This is a genomic window from Acidovorax sp. NPDC077693 (assembly GCF_044542805.1).
Taxonomy (GTDB): domain Bacteria; phylum Pseudomonadota; class Gammaproteobacteria; order Burkholderiales; family Burkholderiaceae_C; genus Acidovorax.
In genome coordinates, this window is sequence record NZ_JBITVD010000010.1 from 226999 (window position 1) to 243655 (window position 16657).

Sequence of the window (16657 nt, forward strand, 5' to 3'; positions counted from 1 at the left end):
ACACAGGCACACCGTCCAGATCAGCGAGCAGCACCCAGGTTTCGACAAGCTCAACCCGAACGGTTAGGGATAGTGATGGTGACAAGCACAGGTTTCGACAGGCTCACCCGAACGGCTCAGGTTGCGATGGGCAAAGGCTTCGACAGGCTCAGCCCGAACGGACAGGGCCCCAACTCAGCCACCCACCGCCGCCCGCCAAATTTCCCCCACGTGCGACACCGCAAACAGCACCAGCCCGATCAACCCACCTACCACCGTACCGTTGATCCGGATGTACTGCAGATCCTTGCCAATGTTCAGCTCAATCAGCTGCGTCATCTCTTCGGTATCCCACCGCCGCACCGTGTCCTCGATATGCTGCGCTACGAACTGCGACACATCGGGCGCCAGGCCCTGCACCCAGTGCTCCAGCCGGTCGTTCAGCGACTGCCGCAGCGCGGCATCGCCCGCGAGCGACTGGCCCAGCCACTGGCCCAGGTTGCGCACCTGCCGCGCCACGACCGAATCGGCATCGGCCAGGTCGCGCTGCAGGGTGCCGCGCAGGTCCTGCCACAGGGTCTGCACATAGCCCGCCACGGTCGCGTCGGTCTGCAGATAGGTGCGGATCTCCTCGCCCTTGCGCACCCAGTCGGGGTCGCTGCGCAGGCGCTCGATAAAACGCTGCACCGCCGCATCGAACTGCGCGCGCAGGGCATGCTGCGGGTTGTCAGCGACGTCGGCCATCACGCTCTCCAGCGCGCGGGCCAGCAGGGCCGAGCCCTTGTCGCCCAGCCAGTCGCTGGGCAACAGCTTTTCAGTGCGCGGGTGGTCCTTCTTGAGCCACAGCACGATGGTCTGCGCCACCCAGGCGCGGGTCTGCTCGTTGTGCAGCAGCTCGATGAGTTTCTCCAGCACGTCGTCCAGCAGCGCCTGGTGGCGGCCGTTGTGCGTGAGGGTGTCGAGCACCGCCGCCAGCGCGCGCGACATGTCCACCTGCCCGATCAACGCGCGCGCTGCCTTCTGAATAAAGCGCTCCACCTGCGCGTCCTGCACCGTCTCCAGCGCGGCCGACGCCAGGCGCGTGGCCTGGTGCCCCAGCAGCGCGGCGTTGCCGGGCGCCGTGAGCCACTGCGCCAGCCGCTCGGCGGGATCGTGCCGGCGGATCAGCGCCACCAGCGAGGGCACATCCAGGAACTTGTCGCGCACGAACGTGGCCAGGTTGCGGCCGATGCGCGCCTGGTTGCGCGCGATGACCGCAGTGTGCGGAATGGGCAGGCCCAGCGGGCGGCGGAACAGGGCCACCACCGCGAACCAGTCGGCCAGCGCGCCCACCATGGCAGCCTCGGCCATGGCCTTCGCGCCGTTGAGCCACAGGCCGCGCTCGACCACGCTGGTCGCCACGAACACGGCGGTGACCAGCAGCAACAGGGCGAGGGCCTGCCGCTTGGCGCGCCGCAGGGCGCGCGCCGGGTCTTCGGTGGCGTCTGAAGAAGGGGGCAGCGGACTGCTGTTCATGCCAACAGGGCGCGCGCGGGCACAACGATGCCCTGCGCCACGCCACAACGCAGGTCAGGGCGCGGCTGCAATCTGGTCCAGCGCCTTCGACAAGTGGCCCACGGTGCGGTCCACGTTGTGCCACTTCTCAAGGCCGAACAGGCCGACGCGGAAGGTCTTGAAGTCCGGGCCTTCGTCGCACTGCAGCGGCACGCCGGCAGCGGTCTGCAGGCCCACTTCCATGAACTTCTTGCCGTTCTGGATGCCGGGGTCGGTGGTGTAGCTCACGACCACGCCGGGCGCCTTGAAGCCTTCGGCCGCCACGCTGGGGAAGCCGCGCGATTCGAGCAGCGCGCGCACCTTGGCGCCCAGCTCGATCTGCTCGTCGCGCACCTTGGCGAAGCCATAAGCGCGCGTCTCGGCCATCACTTCGGACAGGCGCACCAGGGCGTCGGTGGGCATGGTGGTGTGGTACGCGTGCTGGCCCTTTTCATAGCCTTCGGCGATCTGCATCCACTTCTTGAGGTCGCACGAAAAGCTGCTGCTCGTGGTGCCGTCGATGGCCTGGCGCGCGCGTTCACCCAGCATCACCATGGCGCAGCAGGGCGAGCCGCTCCAGCCCTTTTGCGGCGCGCTGATGAGCACGTCCACGCCCGTGGCCTGCATGTCCACCCACATGGCGCCCGAGGCCACGCAGTCGAGCACGAACAGCGCGCCCACATCGTGGGCCGCAGCCGTCACGGTGCGGAGGTAGTCGTCGGACAGGATGATGCCGCTGGCCGTCTCCACATGGGGGGCGAACACCACCTTGGGTTTTTCGGCGCGGATGGTGGCTGCGACTTCGTCGGCCGGGCATGGCGCCCAGGGCGCCTGCGGACCGCTGCCCTGCGGGCGTGCCTTGCACACCACCGAGCCGCCGCCCAGGCCCTGGTCGGCGTCGAAGATCTGCGTCCAGCGGTAGCTGAACCAGCCGTTGCGCACGATGAGCACTTTCTCGCGGTTGGCGAACTGGCGGGCCACGGCCTCCATGCCGAAGGTGCCGCTGCCGGGCACCAGCACGGCCGTGTGGGCGTGGTAGACCTCTTTCAGCGTGCCCAGAATGTCCTGCACCACGCCGGTAAAGCGCTTGGACATGTGGTTGAGCGCGCGGTCGGTGTAGACCACCGAAAACTCAAGCAAACCATCGGGGTCGATATCGGGCAAAAGGCCGGGCATGGGGAGTCTCCACGTGTGAAACTGGGGGCATGAAACAAGGTGATCGGGCCAGCTTATCATGGCCCCGCGCCACCCGAAGCCCGTGCGCCATGCCGTCCAAACCCTTCCAGTTCCTGCCCACCGCCGTGCCCGGCATCGATGCGATGCGGGCCGATTCGCAGTTCGCGTTCGGCAGGCACATGCACCTGCAGTTCGGCCTGGGCGTGATCGACCGGGGCGCGCAGAAATCCTTCAGCGGCCAGGGCACGGTGGAGTCGCTTCCGGGCGACACCATCACGGTCAATCCCGGCGAGGTCCACGATGGCAAGCCGCTGGGCGACGGCGGTCGCGCATGGCGCATGCTGTACCTGGAACCGGCCTTGGTGGCGGACCTGGCGGCCGAGGTGCGCCCGGGCCTGCCAGGCGCCAGCTTCGAGTTCCATGCGCCCAACCTGCGCGACGCAGGGCTCGCGGCGCAGGTCCACGCGCTGTTCACCGCGGCCACTGCGCACCCGGCCCACGCCGCCGCACCGCTGCGGGTGGAGGAATGCCTGTTGCAGATCCTGGCGTGCCTGCTGCGCTTGCCGGGCCCCGGCCGGCATGCCGCTGCGCGCATTGCAACCGCCCGCGCCATGATGGACGACGACCCCACGACCGCCTGGAGCCTGGCGCAACTGGCCCACGAAGCCGGCTTGAGCCGATACCAGCTGGTGCGCCAGTTCGCGCAGGCGACGGGCCTGACCCCGCATGCCTACCTCGTGCAGCGCAGGCTGCACCACGCGCGGCGACTGATGGCGGCGCGGATGCCGCTGGCCGAAGTCGCCGCCGCCAGCGGCTTTGCCGACCAGAGCCACCTGACACGCCTGTTCGCGCGCAGCTTCGGCGCCACACCGCACGCCTATTTGCGCGCCCACGGCTGATGGCGGGGGCGAGAGCTCGCCTGCAATTTTGTTCAAGACGGCAGGCCGGTGGTGGGTCGATGCTGCGGCCATCTCCACCTCATGCCGCTGCGACGCGGCTCCAGCGCCATGGGCATCGAATTCCTCATCACCTCACTCATCGTCGTCGTCTCGCCGGGGCCGGGCGCACTGCTGACCGTGGCGGCCGGGCTCTCGGGCGGCGCACGGGCGGCTGCCGTCACGGCCCTGGGCTGCACGCTGGGCATCGTGCCGCACCTGTTGGCGGCCGTCACCGGGCTGGCCGCGCTGCTCCATGCCAGCGCCACCGCCTTCGACGTTCTGCGCTACGTGGGCGTGGCGTACCTGCTGTACATGGGCTGGGCTACGTGGCGCTCGCCCGCTGCCCTGCAGGTGCGCACCGACGCGCCCGCACGCTCCACCGGCGCACGCATCGCAGAGGCCATGCTGGTCAACCTCCTCAATCCCAAGCTGTCGCTGTTCTTCCTCACGTTCCTGCCGCAGTTCATCGCGCCGGGCGAAGCGCAGCCCGCGGCACGCATGGCGCAGTTGTCGCTGGTGTTCATGGCGATGACGTTCGTGGTGTTCCTGGCCTACGGCGTCTTTGCGGCACGGTTTCGCAACCAGGTCCTGGAGCGCCCGAGCGTGCTGCTGTGGCTGCGGCGCGGCTTTGCTGCGGCGTTCGTGGCACTGGGGGGAAAGCTGGCGCTGATGCAGCGTTAGACCAGCGCCAGCGCCGGCGCCGGCGCCGGCTCACCAGGTATCGACGAACCGGTGCCCCAGCGGCGCCACCTGCGCCGACGCCAGACCGCGCGCGAGCCACGCCCGGGTGTCGGCCGGGTCGATCACCGCATCGATCTCCAGCGTGGCGGCCATGTGCAGCGCCTCGCCGTTGGCGTATGACCTGGCCAGGAGCTTGGCGAACAGCGCGTCGCGCTCGGGGCCTTCGGGCAGGGCCTCCAGCTCCTTGCGAAAGCCCAGGCGCACCGCGCCTTCCAGGCCCATGGCGCCGAACTCGCCCGTGGGCCAGGCCACCGTGAACACGGGCGCATGGAAGCCCCCGGCCGTCATCCCCATCGCGCCCAGGCCGTAGCCCTTGCGCAGCACCACGCTGAAGGTGGGCACGCGCAGGCTGGCGGCGGTGACGAACAGGCGACTCACGTGGCGCACCTGGGCCGTGGCCTCGACCTCGGGGCCGACCATGAAGCCGGGCGTGTCCACCAGGCTCACGATAGGCAGACCATGCGCGTTGCACAGCTGCATGAAGCGCGCGCCTTTGTCGGCCGCATCGGCGTCGATGGCGCCGCCCAGGTGCAGCGGGTTGTTGGCCAGAAGGCCCACGGGGCGGCCTTCGATGCGCGCCAGCGCGGTGTGGATGCCGGCGCCGAAGCCGGTGCGCAGCGGCAGCAGGCTGCCGTCGTCCACCAGGCCCGCCATCGCCGTGCGGGTGTCGTACACGCGCAGGCGGTTCTGGGGCGCCACGGCGCGCAGCAGGCGCTGGTCGGGTGCGGACCACTGCGGTGTGCGGCCCTGGAAGAACGACAGGTAGTGGCGCGCGGCCTGCACCGCCCCGGCCTCGTCCTCCACCAGCACGTCGATCACGCCATTGGCATGCTGCACGCGGCTCGGGCCGATCTGCTCGGGCTTGAAGATGCCCAGGCCGCCGCCTTCGATCATGGCCGGGCCGCCCATGCCGATGTTGCTGCCGCGCGTGGCGATGATCACGTCGCTGCAGCCCAGCAGCGCCGCGTTGCCCGCAAAGCAGCGCCCCGCCGCGATGCCGATCACCGGCACCTGGCCCGACAGCGCGGCGTAGCTGGCGAACGTGTGCACGTGCAGGCCTGCCACGATGGGCATGTCGGTATCGCCCGGGCGGCCACCGCCGCCTTCGGCCCACAGCACCACCGGGAGCTTCTGCGCGAGGGCGATGCCCAGCATGCGGTCGGTCTTGGCGTGGTTGCGCGCACCCTGGGTGCCGGCCAGCACGGTGGCGTCGTACGACATGACGACGGCGCGGGATTTCTCGGGCCCGAAGAGTGCGCCGTTGATGCCGCCGATGCCGGTGACCATGCCGTCGGCCGGCGTGTTGGCGATCAGATCCTGAAGGCTGCGGCGGCGCGTCTGCGCGGCGATGGCCAGCGCCCCGTATTCGATGAAGCTGCCGTCGTCGCACAGGTCGGCGATGTTCTCGCGCGCGGAGCGGCCGCCTTGGGCGTGGCGCTTGTCCATCGCCTCGGGGCGCGCGGCGTCGAGCGTGAAGGCATGGCGGTCGATCACGCGCTGCAGGTCGGCGCGGATGTGGTCGGGGTCGAGCGCGGCGCTGCCCGGCGCTTGCACAGCCGCCGCATCTGCGACGGCCTCCAGCACCAGCAGCGGCTGCCCCTGCACCAGGTAGCCGCCCGCCACGGCCAGCAGCGCACCCACGCGGCCTGCATGCGGGGCCAGCAGCACGTGCTCCATCTTCATGGCCTCGAGCACGGCCAGCTCGGCACCTGCGGCGACCACGTCGCCCTGGGCCACGCTGAGCTGCACCAAGCGTGCAGGCATGGGAGCCAGCACCGCGCCTGGCGGTGCGAGCGTGGGGGCGAGAGCGGACGCAGTGTTTTGAGTGTCTTTCAGGCCGCTACCGCTTGTTGGACGAGCGCTAGCAGCTATGTTTTTAGTAGCATCCAGCAATGCAGGCAGCACCGATTCGAGCCAGCGCGTGTGCACCTGCTGGCTCTCCATCTCGGGCCGCGCGGCCAGCGCCTGCAGCAGCGCCAGGTTGGTGGCCACGCCCTCGATGCGGCACTCGGCCAGCGCGCGCTGCGAGCGGCGCAGTGCATCGGCAAAGCGCGGGCTGCGCGTGTGCACGATGAGCTTGGCCAGCAGCGTGTCGTAGTGCGGCGACGGCGCGTCGCCCGCTGCGCCGTGCGTGTCCACGCGCACGCCGGGGCCCGTGGGCAGGTCGAAGCGGACCAGCGTGCCGCTGCCGGGCATGGCGCCGCCCTGGGCATCCAGCGTCTCGGCGTTGATGCGCCACTGCACCGCAAAACCATGGACAGGCGGCGGCGCGGCGGGGTTCAGGCCAATGTCCTGCAGCGTGCGGCCCGCGGCCAGCGCGATCTGGGCCTGCACCAGGTCCACGCCGGTGACTTCTTCGGTGATGGTGTGCTCCACCTGCAGGCGCGGGTTGCATTCGATGAAGACAAACGGCAGGTCGCTCGACGCCAGGTCCACCAGGAACTCGAAGGTGCCCAGGCCTTCGTAGGCCACGGCCCGCGCCATCGACAAGGCAGCGGTGGTGATGCGCTCGCGCAGCGCTGCGGGCAGCGAAGGGCTGGGCGCGATCTCCACCACCTTCTGAAAGCGCCGCTGCAGCGTGCACTCGCGCTCGCCCAGCGCGATCACCTCGCGCCCGTCGCCCAGCACCTGCACTTCGATGTGGCGGGCGTTGACCATCAGGCGCTCCACGTACACGCCGTCCACCCCAAAGGCAGCCTGCGCCTCGCTGCGGCAGCGTGCGTAGGCGGCGGGCAGGTCATCGGCCGACGCCACCGCGCGCATGCCGCGCCCGCCGCCGCCGCCGATGGCCTTGATGACGATGCCTGCCGTGGCGTGCTGCGCGAAGAAGGCCTGCGCCTCGCCCAGCGCCACCGCCGCCTGCGTGCCGGGCATGAGGGGCACGCCCTGCTGCTGTGCCAGCGCGCGGGCCTGCGCCTTGTCGCCGAACAGCGCCAGCTGCGCGGGCGTGGGGCCGATGAAGCGCAGCCCGGCCTCGGCGCACGCACGGGCGAAGTCGGCGCGCTCGCTCAGGAAGCCGTAGCCCGGGTGCACGGCATCGCAGCCCTGGGCCTTGGCAATGGCGATGAGGCGTGCACCGTCCAGGTATGCCGCCGGGCCGGTCGACCCCAACGCCACGGCCGTGGTGGCCGCGTGCACGTGGGGGCTGGCGGCGTCATCGTCGGCATACACGGCCACGCTGGCAATGCCCAGGTCGTGCAGGGCGCGCACAGTGCGCAGTGCGATCTCTCCCCGGTTGGCGATCAGGACTTTGGCGAAGAAGGGCAAGGTCATGGTTTTGATTCTTTTTTTATAGCTTTTAGCGCTTTACTGATAAGCGCTGGCGGCCATTTTTTCTGGTTGATGGACTCATGGAACTGCGCTCGCCTCGCAGCGCTTGCAACTGCCGGGGCCCACACCAGGGCTCCCGCGCAAGGGCCGCCCCGCCGCGCTGGGAGCGCCCCCGTCCCTAGCGCGAAGCGCGTAGAGAGAGGGGGAAGGCGCCGCAGGCGACTCAGGGGGTGTTTCATGCATCCCGAAGCAGGCGGCGCAGCACTTTGCCAGCGCCCGTGGCGGGCAGTGCGTCGATGAAACGCACCTCGCGCGGGGCTTTGTAGGGCGCCATGTTCTCGCGGCACCAAGCCACTAGGCCGGCAGCGTCCACATCCTGGCCGGGCTTCTTGACGATGAAGGCGCGCACCACCTCACCCTTTTCTGCATCGGGCACGCCAATAACCGCGGCCTGTGCCACGGCAGGGTGTTTGATGAGCAAGGTCTCGACCTCTTCGGGGAACACGCTGTAGCCCGACACCTTGATCATCTCCTTGAAACGGCCGATGAAGGTGAGGTAGCCCTCCGCATCGATCTTGCCCATGTCGCCGGTGTAGACCCAGCCGTCACGCAGCGTCTTGGCCGTGGCCTCGGGCTTGTTCCAGTAGCCCTGGAAGTTGCCGGGGCCGTGGATGGTGATCTCGCCCACCTCGCCGGTGGGCAGCGGCGCGCCGGTGTCGGGGTCGACGATGCGCAGGGTGTTGCCCGGCACGGGCTTGCCCTGCGTGCCCCAGCGGATGGCGTCCACCGGCATGGCGGTGTCTACCGTGTGGGTTTCGGACAGCCCGTAAGCCGCCTCGTGCGAGATGCAGTTCGGCGCGAACTGCTGCCATTGCTGGGCCAGCGCCTCGGTGAAGGTGATGCCGAAGCTCGTGACCGGGTTGCGGCGCAGCGCGCTCCAGTCCATGCCGCGCGCGCCCGGCACTTGCATGAGCGCGCCGTTCATGGGCGCGATGCTGTACCACCAGGTGACGCGGTGGCGCTCCAGCGCCTGGGCCACGCCCAGCGGGTCGAAGCGGTACAGCAGCACCGCGGTGGCGCCGGTGTAGACCGGCAGGTTCACCCCCATCACCATGCCGGCGATGTGGTACAGCGGTGCCACGGCCAGCAGCGTCTCGTGCGGCGTCATGCCGTTGCAGTCGGCGGAGGCCGCCGTCTTGAACGTGGCGTTGCCGTAGCTCAGCATCGCGCCCTTCGGCAGGCCGGTGGTGCCCGAGGTGTAGGTCATCAGCGAGACGTCGTCCATCGACAAGGCCACCGGCGCGGGCCGCGCGCCGGTGCGCGTGGCGGCCAGAAAGTCCTCACAGCCCGGCGGCACGGGGGCCATGGCGGCGCGCAGGGCCAGTAGCTCGGCGGGGATGTCGATGCTGGGTTCGCCGGCCGGCAGCAGTTCGGCGTAGCGCACCACGAACACGTGCGCGAGCGCGGTCTTCGCGCGCACCTTGTCCACCACGGGCAGCAGCACGTCGGCCGCCACCACCACGCGCGCCTGCAGGTCGGTGAGCTGGTATTCGAGCTCGTGCTCCTTGTTCAGCGGCCCGCAGGGGCATACGATGGCACCGATCTTCTGGATGCCGTAGTGCGCCATCACGTACTGCGGGCAGTTGTTCATGAACAGCGCCACGGGCTCGCCCTTGGCCACGCCGAGTGCCTGCAGCCGCGCCGCGAATGCGTCGCTGGCCGCGTCGATCTCTGCCCAGGTGAGGGGCCGGCCGTACCAGAGGTAGGCCACGCGGTCGGGCGTGTCGCGCGCGTGGCGGCGCAGGTGTTCGTGCAGCGGCAGCTGCGGTGCGGCAGAGGTCATGGCGTTGTCTCCGAGGTGTCTGGCATCGCTGGTTCCTGGCGGCTGCTCAGGGTTTTCGCTGAGTGCCCGCACCCGCCAGCGTCTTGCCAATATATACCGCTCGGTAGAACAATGCTACCCATGGGTATAAGTCAACCGTCGCACAAAGGACAGCCATGAAACAGCAGCCCCCCGTGCAGGCCACCGGCCGGCAAAAGGCCGCCACGGCCGGCTCGGACGAGAAGCGCGAACGCATCCTGCGCGCGGCCGAGGCGCTGTTCGATGCGCAGGGCTACGCCAACACCACCATCGAGCAGATCGTGCAGCGGCTGGGCGTGACCAAGCCCTTTGTGTACTACTACTTCCGCAACAAGCAGGAGATCTTCGAGACGCTGTCGTGGGCGCCCGCGGTGGCGTGCTTCACGGCCATGGACTTTGCCGAGGACGATGCGCGCGCCGCCCATGTCAAGGTGACCGAAGGCATCGAGCGGCTGATCCGCGCGACGCTGGCGCACCACCCGTCGGCGTTCTTCCCGTACCGCGAGCCGCAGGTCTACCGGCCCGAGTACCTGGCGGCGCAAAAGGATCTGGCGAACCACTTCTACGACCAGTTGTGCGCGCTGCTCGAACAGGGCCGCGACGACGGCATGTTCGAGTTCAACGACACCAAGATCACCGCGCTGGCCGCGTGCAGCCTGCCCGGCTTTCTCTACAACTGGTACCGGCCCGATGGGCGCCTGTCGCAGGACGAGGTGGCACACGAGCTGGCTCAACTGGCCTGGCGCGTGCTGGGGCTGCGGCGCACCCGCAAGCGGGACAAGGCATAGCAGCCCACGGCCCCGCGGCGCAGGGCCCTGCAGACGACAGCTTCACAACAACAGGAGACAACGACGCCATGAAAACCGCCTTCCTCACCACCCCGCTGGCCGCTGCGGCAGCCCTGCTGATCGGCACGGCCGCCAGCGCGCAGGAGACCTTCAAGGTCGCCTACATCGACCCGCTGTCGGGCCCGTTCGCCAACGTGGGCGAGCTGATGCTCACGCACACGCAGTACGCCATCGAGGACATCAACGCCAAGGGCGGCGTGCTCAAGGGCGTGAAGCTGCAATTGCTGCAGTTCGACAGCAAGCTGTCTGCGCAGGAGAGCCAGAGCGCGCTGCAGGCCGCCATCGACCAGGGGGCCAAGGCCATCGTGACCGGCGGCTCGGGCTCGTCGGTGGTCACCGCGCTGGTGCAGGCCGCGGCGCGCCACAACCAGCGCAACCCGGGCAAGGAGATCCTGGTGCTGAACCACTCGTCCATCGACCCGGAGCTGACGGGCAAGGCATGCAACTTCTGGCACTTCCAGTTCGAGGCGAACACCGCCATGAAGATGAAGGCGATTGCCAACTACATCAAGAAGCAGCCGGACATCAAGAAGGTGTACCTGCTGAACCAGGACTACGCGCACGGCAAGCAGTGGGCACACTACGGCCGCGAGATGGTGGGCCTGGCGCGGCCCGACGTGCAGTTCGTGGGCGAGGCGCTGCACCCCATCGGCCGCGTGAAGGACTTTGCGCCCTACCTCGCCAAGGTCAAGAGCACCGACGCCGACTCCATCATCACCGGCAACTGGGGGCAGGACATGACGCTGCTGCTGAAAGCCGCGGGCGATGCGGGCTACAACCTGCGCTACTTCAACCACAGCGCGGGCTCCATTCCCGGGACGGTGCTGGCCGTATCGCAGGCCAAGCAGGGCCAGCTGACCTGGGTGGCCGAATGGCATCCGGGCCAGGCCGACACCCCCAAGGTGGATGGCCTTGCCAAGGCCTACAAGGCCAAGACGGGCAAGGACTTCCTTGCGCCGCGCATCGAGATGACGCCGCGCTTTCTGGCCGCCGCGATCCAGAAGGCGCAGTCCACCGACGCGGTGAAGGTGGCGCGCGCCCTGGAAGACCTGACGCTCGACTCCGTGGTGGGCCCGGTGCGCATGCGCGCAGAGGACCACCAGCTGCTGCTGCCGCAGGTGGTCAACACCATCGCGCCGGTGGATGGCAAGACCGTCAAGGTCGGATGGGAGGGCACGAACTACGGCTTCCGCACCGACGCGGCCTACACCGGCAATGAGCTGGCGCAAGGCACGGACTGCAAGATGACCCGGCCTTGACTGCACGGCACATCTGCGCGCGGTAGACCCCACAGCGGCAGCCGCCACAGGCCGCCGCTACCATGGCCGGTCTTTGCATTCATCGACCCGACCCACAAGGACCGCGCCCATGCCCGACTTTCGCAGCGACACCGTCACCCAGCCCACGCCCGCCATGCGCGAGGCCATGTTCAAGGCCCCGCTGGGCGACGATGTGTTTGCCGACGACCCTTCGGTGAACGCGCTGCAGGAGCATGCGGCGCAGTTGCTGGGCTTCGAGGCCGCACTGTTCGCGCCCTCGGGCACGCAGACCAACCTGATCGCGCTGTGGGGGCACTGCCAGCGCGGCGACGAGGCCATCGTGGGCCAGAGCTGGCACACCTACCGCTGGGAGGCCGGCGGCATGGCGGTGCTGGGCTCCATCCAGCCGCAGCCGGTGGAGACGCAGCCCGATGGCACGCTGCGCATTGCCGACATCGCTGCCGCCATCAAGCCTGACGACCCGCACTTCGCGCGCACCCGCCTCGTGGTGCTGGAGAACACGACCGGCGGCCAGGTGCTGCCGCCCGCCTACATCGCCGAGGTGGCCCAGCTGGCGCGCAGCCGGGGGCTGGCCATGCACCTGGACGGCGCGCGCCTGTTCAACGCCGCCACGGCCAACGCGGCGCGCCACGGCACCGATGTGTACGACGAGGCGCGTGCGCTGTGCAGCCATTTCGATTCGGCGTCGCTGTGCCTGAGCAAGGGGCTGGGGGCGCCGGTCGGCTCGCTGGTGCTGGGCTCGCGCGACTTCATCCGCCAGGCCCGCCGCACCCGCAAGATCCTGGGCGGCGGCATGCGCCAGGCCGGCGTGCTGGCCGCCGCGGGCCACTACGCGCTGGACCACCACGTGCGCCGCCTGGCCGACGACCACGCGAACCTGGCAAGGCTGGCCCAGGGGCTGAGCGATGTCAACCAGCGCCATCCGGTGCTGCAGGGCAAGATCACGGTCCACCCCTGGCAGACCAACATCCTGTTCACCGACCTGCATGCGGATGTGGCCCCGGCGTTCACGGCCTGGCTGGCCGAGCACGGCGTGCGGGTGACGAGCAGCCTGTACGGCGTCGCCACGCGCCTGCGCTGGGTGGCGCACCTGGACGTGAGCGAGGCGGATGTGACCGCGGCGCTGGACTGCGTGGCGCGGTTCCAGTTGCCGGGCTGATCGACCTTCTCGCGCTTCAGGCGGTGGGGTAAGTCCGCCCGCCGAAGATGCCGGTGCCCACGCGCACCATCGTGCTGCCGGCGTGGATGGCAGCTTCCAGGTCGGCGGTCATGCCCAGGGACAGGGTGTCGAAGTGTTCGAGGCTGGGTTCCTGCAGCGCCGCTATCTGGTCAAAAAGCGCCTTGGCGCCCGCATGAAGGGCGCGCTGCGCTTCGAATTCAGGAGCATGGTCCGGGATGCTCATGATCCCGCGCACCACCAGCCGTGGCAGTTTCGCGACAGCGCGCACCAATTCCAGCGTGTCGGCGGGCGCCACGCCGGACTTGGTGGCGCCGCCGTCGATGTTGACCTGCACGCATATTTGTAACGGCGCCAGGTGCTCCGGCCGCTGGGCCGACAGGCGCTCGGCGATCTTCAGGCGGTCCACCGTGTGAACCCAGTCGAAGTGCTCGGCCACCAGGCGCGTCTTGTTGCTCTGGATGGGCCCGATGCAGTGCCACTGCAGCGCCACGGCGGGCTCCGCCGCGCGCAGGGCGATGATCTTGTCCACGCCTTCCTGGATGTAGTTCTCGCCGAAGTCGCGCTGCCCGGCAGCAACAGCCTCGGTCACCGCGTCGGCGCCGAAGGTCTTGGAAACGGCCAGCAGGAGGACGCTGGCGGGGTCGCGCGCGGCGGCTGTGCACGCCTGCGCCATCCTGCCCAGAACCTGTTGGAGGTTGTTAGCAATCGTGGTCATAATGTTTGACAGCGTATCAAACGATAGAGGGATTCCGTGGACATTACCCAACTGCTCGCTTTCAGCGTCAAGAACAAGGCCTCCGACCTGCACCTTTCAGCCGGTCTGCCGCCCATGATCCGGGTCCACGGGGATGTCCGCCGCATCAATGTCGATGCGCTCGACCACAAGACGGTGCATGCCATGGTGTACGACATCATGAGCGACTCGCAGCGCAAGACGTACGAAGAATTCCTCGAGGTCGACTTCTCGTTCGAGATCGAAGGCCTGGCGCGCTTTCGCGTCAACGCCTTCAACCAGAACCGCGGCGCGGCCGCCGTGTTCCGGACCATTCCTTCCAAGATCCTGACCCTTGAGCAGCTCAACGCGCCCAAGATCTTCGGCGACCTGGCCTTGAAGCCGCGCGGCCTGGTGCTGGTGACCGGCCCCACGGGCTCGGGCAAGTCCACCACGCTGGCCGCCATGGTCAACTACCTGAACGAAACCGAGTACGGCCACATCCTCACGGTGGAGGACCCGATCGAGTTCGTGCACGAATCCAAGAAGTGCCTGATCAACCAGCGCGAAGTCGGCCCGATGACGCTGTCGTTCGCCGCCGCGCTGAAGTCCGCGCTGCGCGAAGACCCGGACGCCATCCTGGTGGGCGAAATGCGCGACCTGGAAACCATCCGCCTGGCCATGACGGCTGCGGAAACGGGCCACTTGGTGTTCGGCACGCTGCACACCTCCAGCGCCGCCAAGACCATCGACCGGATCATCGACGTGTTCCCGGCCGAAGAAAAGGAAATGGTCCGCGCGATGCTGTCCGAGTCGCTGCAGGCCGTGATCTCGCAGACGCTGTGCAAGACCAAGGACGGCTCGGGCCGCGTGGCGGCGCACGAGATCATGCTGGGCACCAGCGCCATCCGCAACCTGATCCGCGAAGCCAAGGTGGCGCAGATGTACTCCACCATCCAGACCAGCAACAGCGTGGGCATGCAGACGCTGGACCAGAACCTGACCGACCTGGTCCGCCGCAACATCATCAGCCCGGCCGAAGCGCGTGCCAAGGCCAAGATCCCCGACAACTTCCCCGGCTGAAATGCGACACCCCCTGAGTCGCTTCGCGCCTTCCCCCTCTCTCGCATTGCTGCGCAATGCGGGATGGGGACACCCCCAGTGCGGCGGGGCGGCCCTTGCACGGGGGCGCTGGCTTGGGCCGCGCCGACTCCGAACGCTCTGCGATCCAGACTTCACCACATTGACAGACGACACGGCGGCGCACAGCGTCGCACTACGGAGCTCACTATGAAAGGCATTCTTGGCCTTCTGAAAATGAAAACCCGCAACGGCAAGCCCGCGGACGACCACACGGATTCCGTGCTGTTCTCCACCGCGTTCGCCGGCCAGGGCGTGGACGACTCGATGCTGGTGCCCTGGGAGGCCCGCGCTGTGGAAGTGGGCGCCAAGCGCCTGCCCACGAGCCGCGGCGGCAAGCTGCTGCAGGGGCTGTGGGCCAAGGACAAGTACATGGCGCACCTGGACAAGGACGCCGTGGAGCGCATGGAGCGCTTCTTCGAGTTCGCCGCCATCCCGTCCAACCGCGATGTGATCCGCCAGGACGAGTACGGCAACTTCATGGTGGTGCTGCTCACCGGCACCATCGCGGTGGACCGCGTGCAGCCCTGGGGCGAGCAGCTGCGCCTGGCCGAGACGCGGCCCGGCGACATCCTGGGCGAGATGTCGCTGCTGGACAGCGGCATCCGCTTTTCGGCCTGCACCACGCTGACCGACTGCGAGATTGCGGTGCTGTCGGCCGAAGCCATGGACGACATGATGACCAAGGACCCGCAACTGGCAGCCAGCCTGATCGCCCTGCTGGCCCGCAAGCTGTCGCTGCGGCTGCGCGTCGTCAGCGCCCGCCTGAGCGACAACCAGAAGTGACACCACCGATGCGCCGACGATTCAACATCATCAACAGTGGCCGTCCCGCGGACGAACACGCCAGGGAGAAAATCTGATGGAACGCGATCAGGCCAGTAAATTCATCAATGACCTGCTCAAGCTGATGGTGAGCCGCAATGGCAGCGACTTGTTCATCACGGCAGACTTCCCGCCCGCGATCAAGGTGGATGGCAAGGTGACCAAGGTCTCGCCGCAGCCGCTCACGCCCGCCCACACGCTGACTCTGGCCCGCTCGGTGATGAGCGACAAGCAGGTGGCCGACTTCGAGCGCACCAAGGAATGCAACTTCGCCATCTCGCCCGCAGGCGTGGGCCGGTTCCGGGTGAACGCGTTCGTGCAGCAGGGGCGCGTGGGCATGGTGATGCGGACGATTCCGCTCACGCTGCCCACCATCGACGGACTGGGCGTGCCGCAGGTGCTCAAGGACGTGACGATGACCAAGCGCGGCCTGTGCATCCTGGTGGGTGCCACGGGCTCGGGCAAGTCGACCACCCTGGCCGCCATGGTGGACTGGCGCAACGAGAACTCGTTCGGCCACATCATCACCGTGGAAGACCCGGTGGAATTCGTGCACCCGCACAAGAACTGCGTGGTCACGCAGCGCGAAGTGGGCCTGGATACCGACAGCTGGGAAGCGGCCCTGAAGAACACGCTGCGCCAGGCGCCCGACGTGATCCTGATGGGCGAAATCCGCGACCGCGAAACCATGGAGCACGCCGTGGCGTTTGCCGAGACCGGCCACTTGTGCCTGGCCACGCTGCACGCCAACAGCGCCAACCAGGCGCTGGACCGGATCATCAACTTCTTCCCCGAAGAGCGCCGCCCGCAACTGCTGATGGACCTGTCGCTCAACCTGCGCGCCATGGTGTCGCAGCGCCTGATTCCCAAGCAGGACGGCAAGGGCCGGGCTGCCGCCGTGGAGATCATGCTGAACACGCCGCTGATCTCGGATCTGATCTTCAAGGGCGATGTCCACGAGATCAAGGAGATCATGAAGAAGAGCCGCAACCTGGGCATGCAGACCTTCGACCAGGCGCTGTTCGACCTGTACGAGGCCAACATGATCACCTACGAGGACGCGCTGCGCAACGCCGATTCGCTGAACGACCTGCGCCTGCAGATCAAGCTCAACAGCCAGCGTGCCAAGTCGCCGGACCTGGCGCAGGGTACCGAGCATTTCGCGATTGTTTGA

General features: G+C 68.4%; 13 protein-coding genes. 8 read left to right on the plus strand and 5 right to left on the minus strand.

Annotated features, from left to right (window positions below; translation table 11 throughout):
* Positions 1-174: 174 nt before the first annotated feature.
* Together ACIGHN_RS16080 and ACIGHN_RS16085 are read right to left on the minus strand one after the other, a co-directional pair.
* On the minus strand, positions 175-1494 hold the full coding sequence (locus ACIGHN_RS16080; protein ID WP_396505158.1) for a DUF445 domain-containing protein: 1320 nt from the start codon (positions 1492-1494) through the stop codon (positions 175-177).
* Positions 1495-1548: 54 nt separating this feature from the next.
* Positions 1549-2688, minus strand: coding sequence for an aminotransferase class V-fold PLP-dependent enzyme (locus ACIGHN_RS16085; RefSeq protein WP_396505159.1), 1140 nt, complete (start codon positions 2686-2688; stop codon positions 1549-1551).
* Positions 2689-2777: 89 nt separating this feature from the next.
* Here ACIGHN_RS16085 and ACIGHN_RS16090 point away from each other — a divergent pair, with 89 nt between their 5' ends.
* Positions 2778-3587 carry an AraC family transcriptional regulator gene (locus ACIGHN_RS16090; RefSeq protein WP_396505160.1) on the plus strand — a complete coding sequence of 270 codons (810 nt, stop codon included), beginning with the start codon at positions 2778-2780 and terminating at the stop codon, positions 3585-3587.
* An 81-nt stretch (positions 3588-3668) separates the two neighbouring features.
* Entirely contained in the window at positions 3669-4307 is a 639-nt protein-coding gene (locus ACIGHN_RS16095) for a LysE family translocator (RefSeq protein WP_396505161.1), read from the plus strand.
* A 30-nt stretch (positions 4308-4337) separates the two neighbouring features.
* Here the strand turns inward: ACIGHN_RS16095 and ACIGHN_RS16100 are convergent, their stop codons facing one another.
* Positions 4338-7640: a carboxyl transferase domain-containing protein gene (locus tag ACIGHN_RS16100; RefSeq protein WP_396505162.1), complete on the minus strand. Its 3303-nt coding sequence runs from the start codon at positions 7638-7640 to the stop codon at positions 4338-4340.
* A gap of 232 nt (positions 7641-7872) precedes the next feature.
* A complete protein-coding gene (locus tag ACIGHN_RS16105) occupies positions 7873-9480 on the minus strand; it encodes an AMP-binding protein (RefSeq protein ID WP_396505163.1) in 1608 nt (535 codons plus the stop codon).
* A gap of 155 nt (positions 9481-9635) precedes the next feature.
* On the opposite strand from ACIGHN_RS16105, the gene ACIGHN_RS16110 reads away from it, so the two are divergent.
* The 3 genes from ACIGHN_RS16110 (at position 9636) to ltaE (ending at position 12785) form a co-directional block, all read left to right on the plus strand.
* Entirely contained in the window at positions 9636-10286 is a 651-nt protein-coding gene (locus tag ACIGHN_RS16110; protein ID WP_396505164.1) for a TetR/AcrR family transcriptional regulator, read from the plus strand.
* A 68-nt stretch (positions 10287-10354) separates the two neighbouring features.
* Positions 10355-11605, plus strand: a complete 1251-nt coding sequence (locus ACIGHN_RS16115; RefSeq protein WP_156370530.1) for a branched-chain amino acid ABC transporter substrate-binding protein — start codon at positions 10355-10357, stop codon at positions 11603-11605.
* Positions 11606-11714: 109 nt separating this feature from the next.
* Positions 11715-12785, plus strand: coding sequence for a low-specificity L-threonine aldolase (gene ltaE / locus ACIGHN_RS16120; RefSeq protein ID WP_396505165.1), 1071 nt, complete (start codon positions 11715-11717; stop codon positions 12783-12785).
* Positions 12786-12801: 16 nt separating this feature from the next.
* On the opposite strand, the gene ACIGHN_RS16125 is transcribed toward ltaE, so the two are convergent.
* Complete coding sequence (locus ACIGHN_RS16125) at positions 12802-13521, minus strand: YggS family pyridoxal phosphate-dependent enzyme (protein WP_396505166.1); 720 nt, start codon at positions 13519-13521, stop codon at positions 12802-12804.
* A gap of 36 nt (positions 13522-13557) precedes the next feature.
* Between ACIGHN_RS16125 and ACIGHN_RS16130 the strand changes: the two genes are divergently transcribed.
* From ACIGHN_RS16130 to ACIGHN_RS16140, 3 genes are all read left to right on the plus strand, one after another.
* Entirely contained in the window at positions 13558-14601 is a 1044-nt protein-coding gene (locus tag ACIGHN_RS16130) for a type IV pilus twitching motility protein PilT (RefSeq protein WP_056165066.1), read from the plus strand.
* A gap of 207 nt (positions 14602-14808) precedes the next feature.
* Positions 14809-15444 carry a Crp/Fnr family transcriptional regulator gene (locus ACIGHN_RS16135; RefSeq protein ID WP_056165064.1) on the plus strand — a complete coding sequence of 212 codons (636 nt, stop codon included), beginning with the start codon at positions 14809-14811 and terminating at the stop codon, positions 15442-15444.
* A 76-nt stretch (positions 15445-15520) separates the two neighbouring features.
* Positions 15521-16657 carry a PilT/PilU family type 4a pilus ATPase gene (locus tag ACIGHN_RS16140; RefSeq protein WP_056410031.1) on the plus strand — a complete coding sequence of 379 codons (1137 nt, stop codon included), beginning with the start codon at positions 15521-15523 and terminating at the stop codon, positions 16655-16657.

Coding starts and splice junctions, on each gene's coding strand:
- ACIGHN_RS16080 (WP_396505158.1), bottom strand. CDS start 1,494: ATGAACAGCAGTCCGCTGCCCCCTTCTTCAGACGCCACCGAAGACCCG.
- ACIGHN_RS16085 (WP_396505159.1), bottom strand. CDS start 2,688: ATGCCCGGCCTTTTGCCCGATATCGACCCCGATGGTTTGCTTGAGTTT.
- ACIGHN_RS16090 (WP_396505160.1), top strand. CDS start 2,778: ATGCCGTCCAAACCCTTCCAGTTCCTGCCCACCGCCGTGCCCGGCATC.
- ACIGHN_RS16095 (WP_396505161.1), top strand. CDS start 3,669: ATGCCGCTGCGACGCGGCTCCAGCGCCATGGGCATCGAATTCCTCATC.
- ACIGHN_RS16100 (WP_396505162.1), bottom strand. CDS start 7,640: ATGACCTTGCCCTTCTTCGCCAAAGTCCTGATCGCCAACCGGGGAGAG.
- ACIGHN_RS16105 (WP_396505163.1), bottom strand. CDS start 9,480: ATGACCTCTGCCGCACCGCAGCTGCCGCTGCACGAACACCTGCGCCGC.
- ACIGHN_RS16110 (WP_396505164.1), top strand. CDS start 9,636: ATGAAACAGCAGCCCCCCGTGCAGGCCACCGGCCGGCAAAAGGCCGCC.
- ACIGHN_RS16115 (WP_156370530.1), top strand. CDS start 10,355: ATGAAAACCGCCTTCCTCACCACCCCGCTGGCCGCTGCGGCAGCCCTG.
- ltaE (WP_396505165.1), top strand. CDS start 11,715: ATGCCCGACTTTCGCAGCGACACCGTCACCCAGCCCACGCCCGCCATG.
- ACIGHN_RS16125 (WP_396505166.1), bottom strand. CDS start 13,521: ATGACCACGATTGCTAACAACCTCCAACAGGTTCTGGGCAGGATGGCG.
- ACIGHN_RS16135 (WP_056165064.1), top strand. CDS start 14,809: ATGAAAGGCATTCTTGGCCTTCTGAAAATGAAAACCCGCAACGGCAAG.
- ACIGHN_RS16140 (WP_056410031.1), top strand. CDS start 15,521: ATGGAACGCGATCAGGCCAGTAAATTCATCAATGACCTGCTCAAGCTG.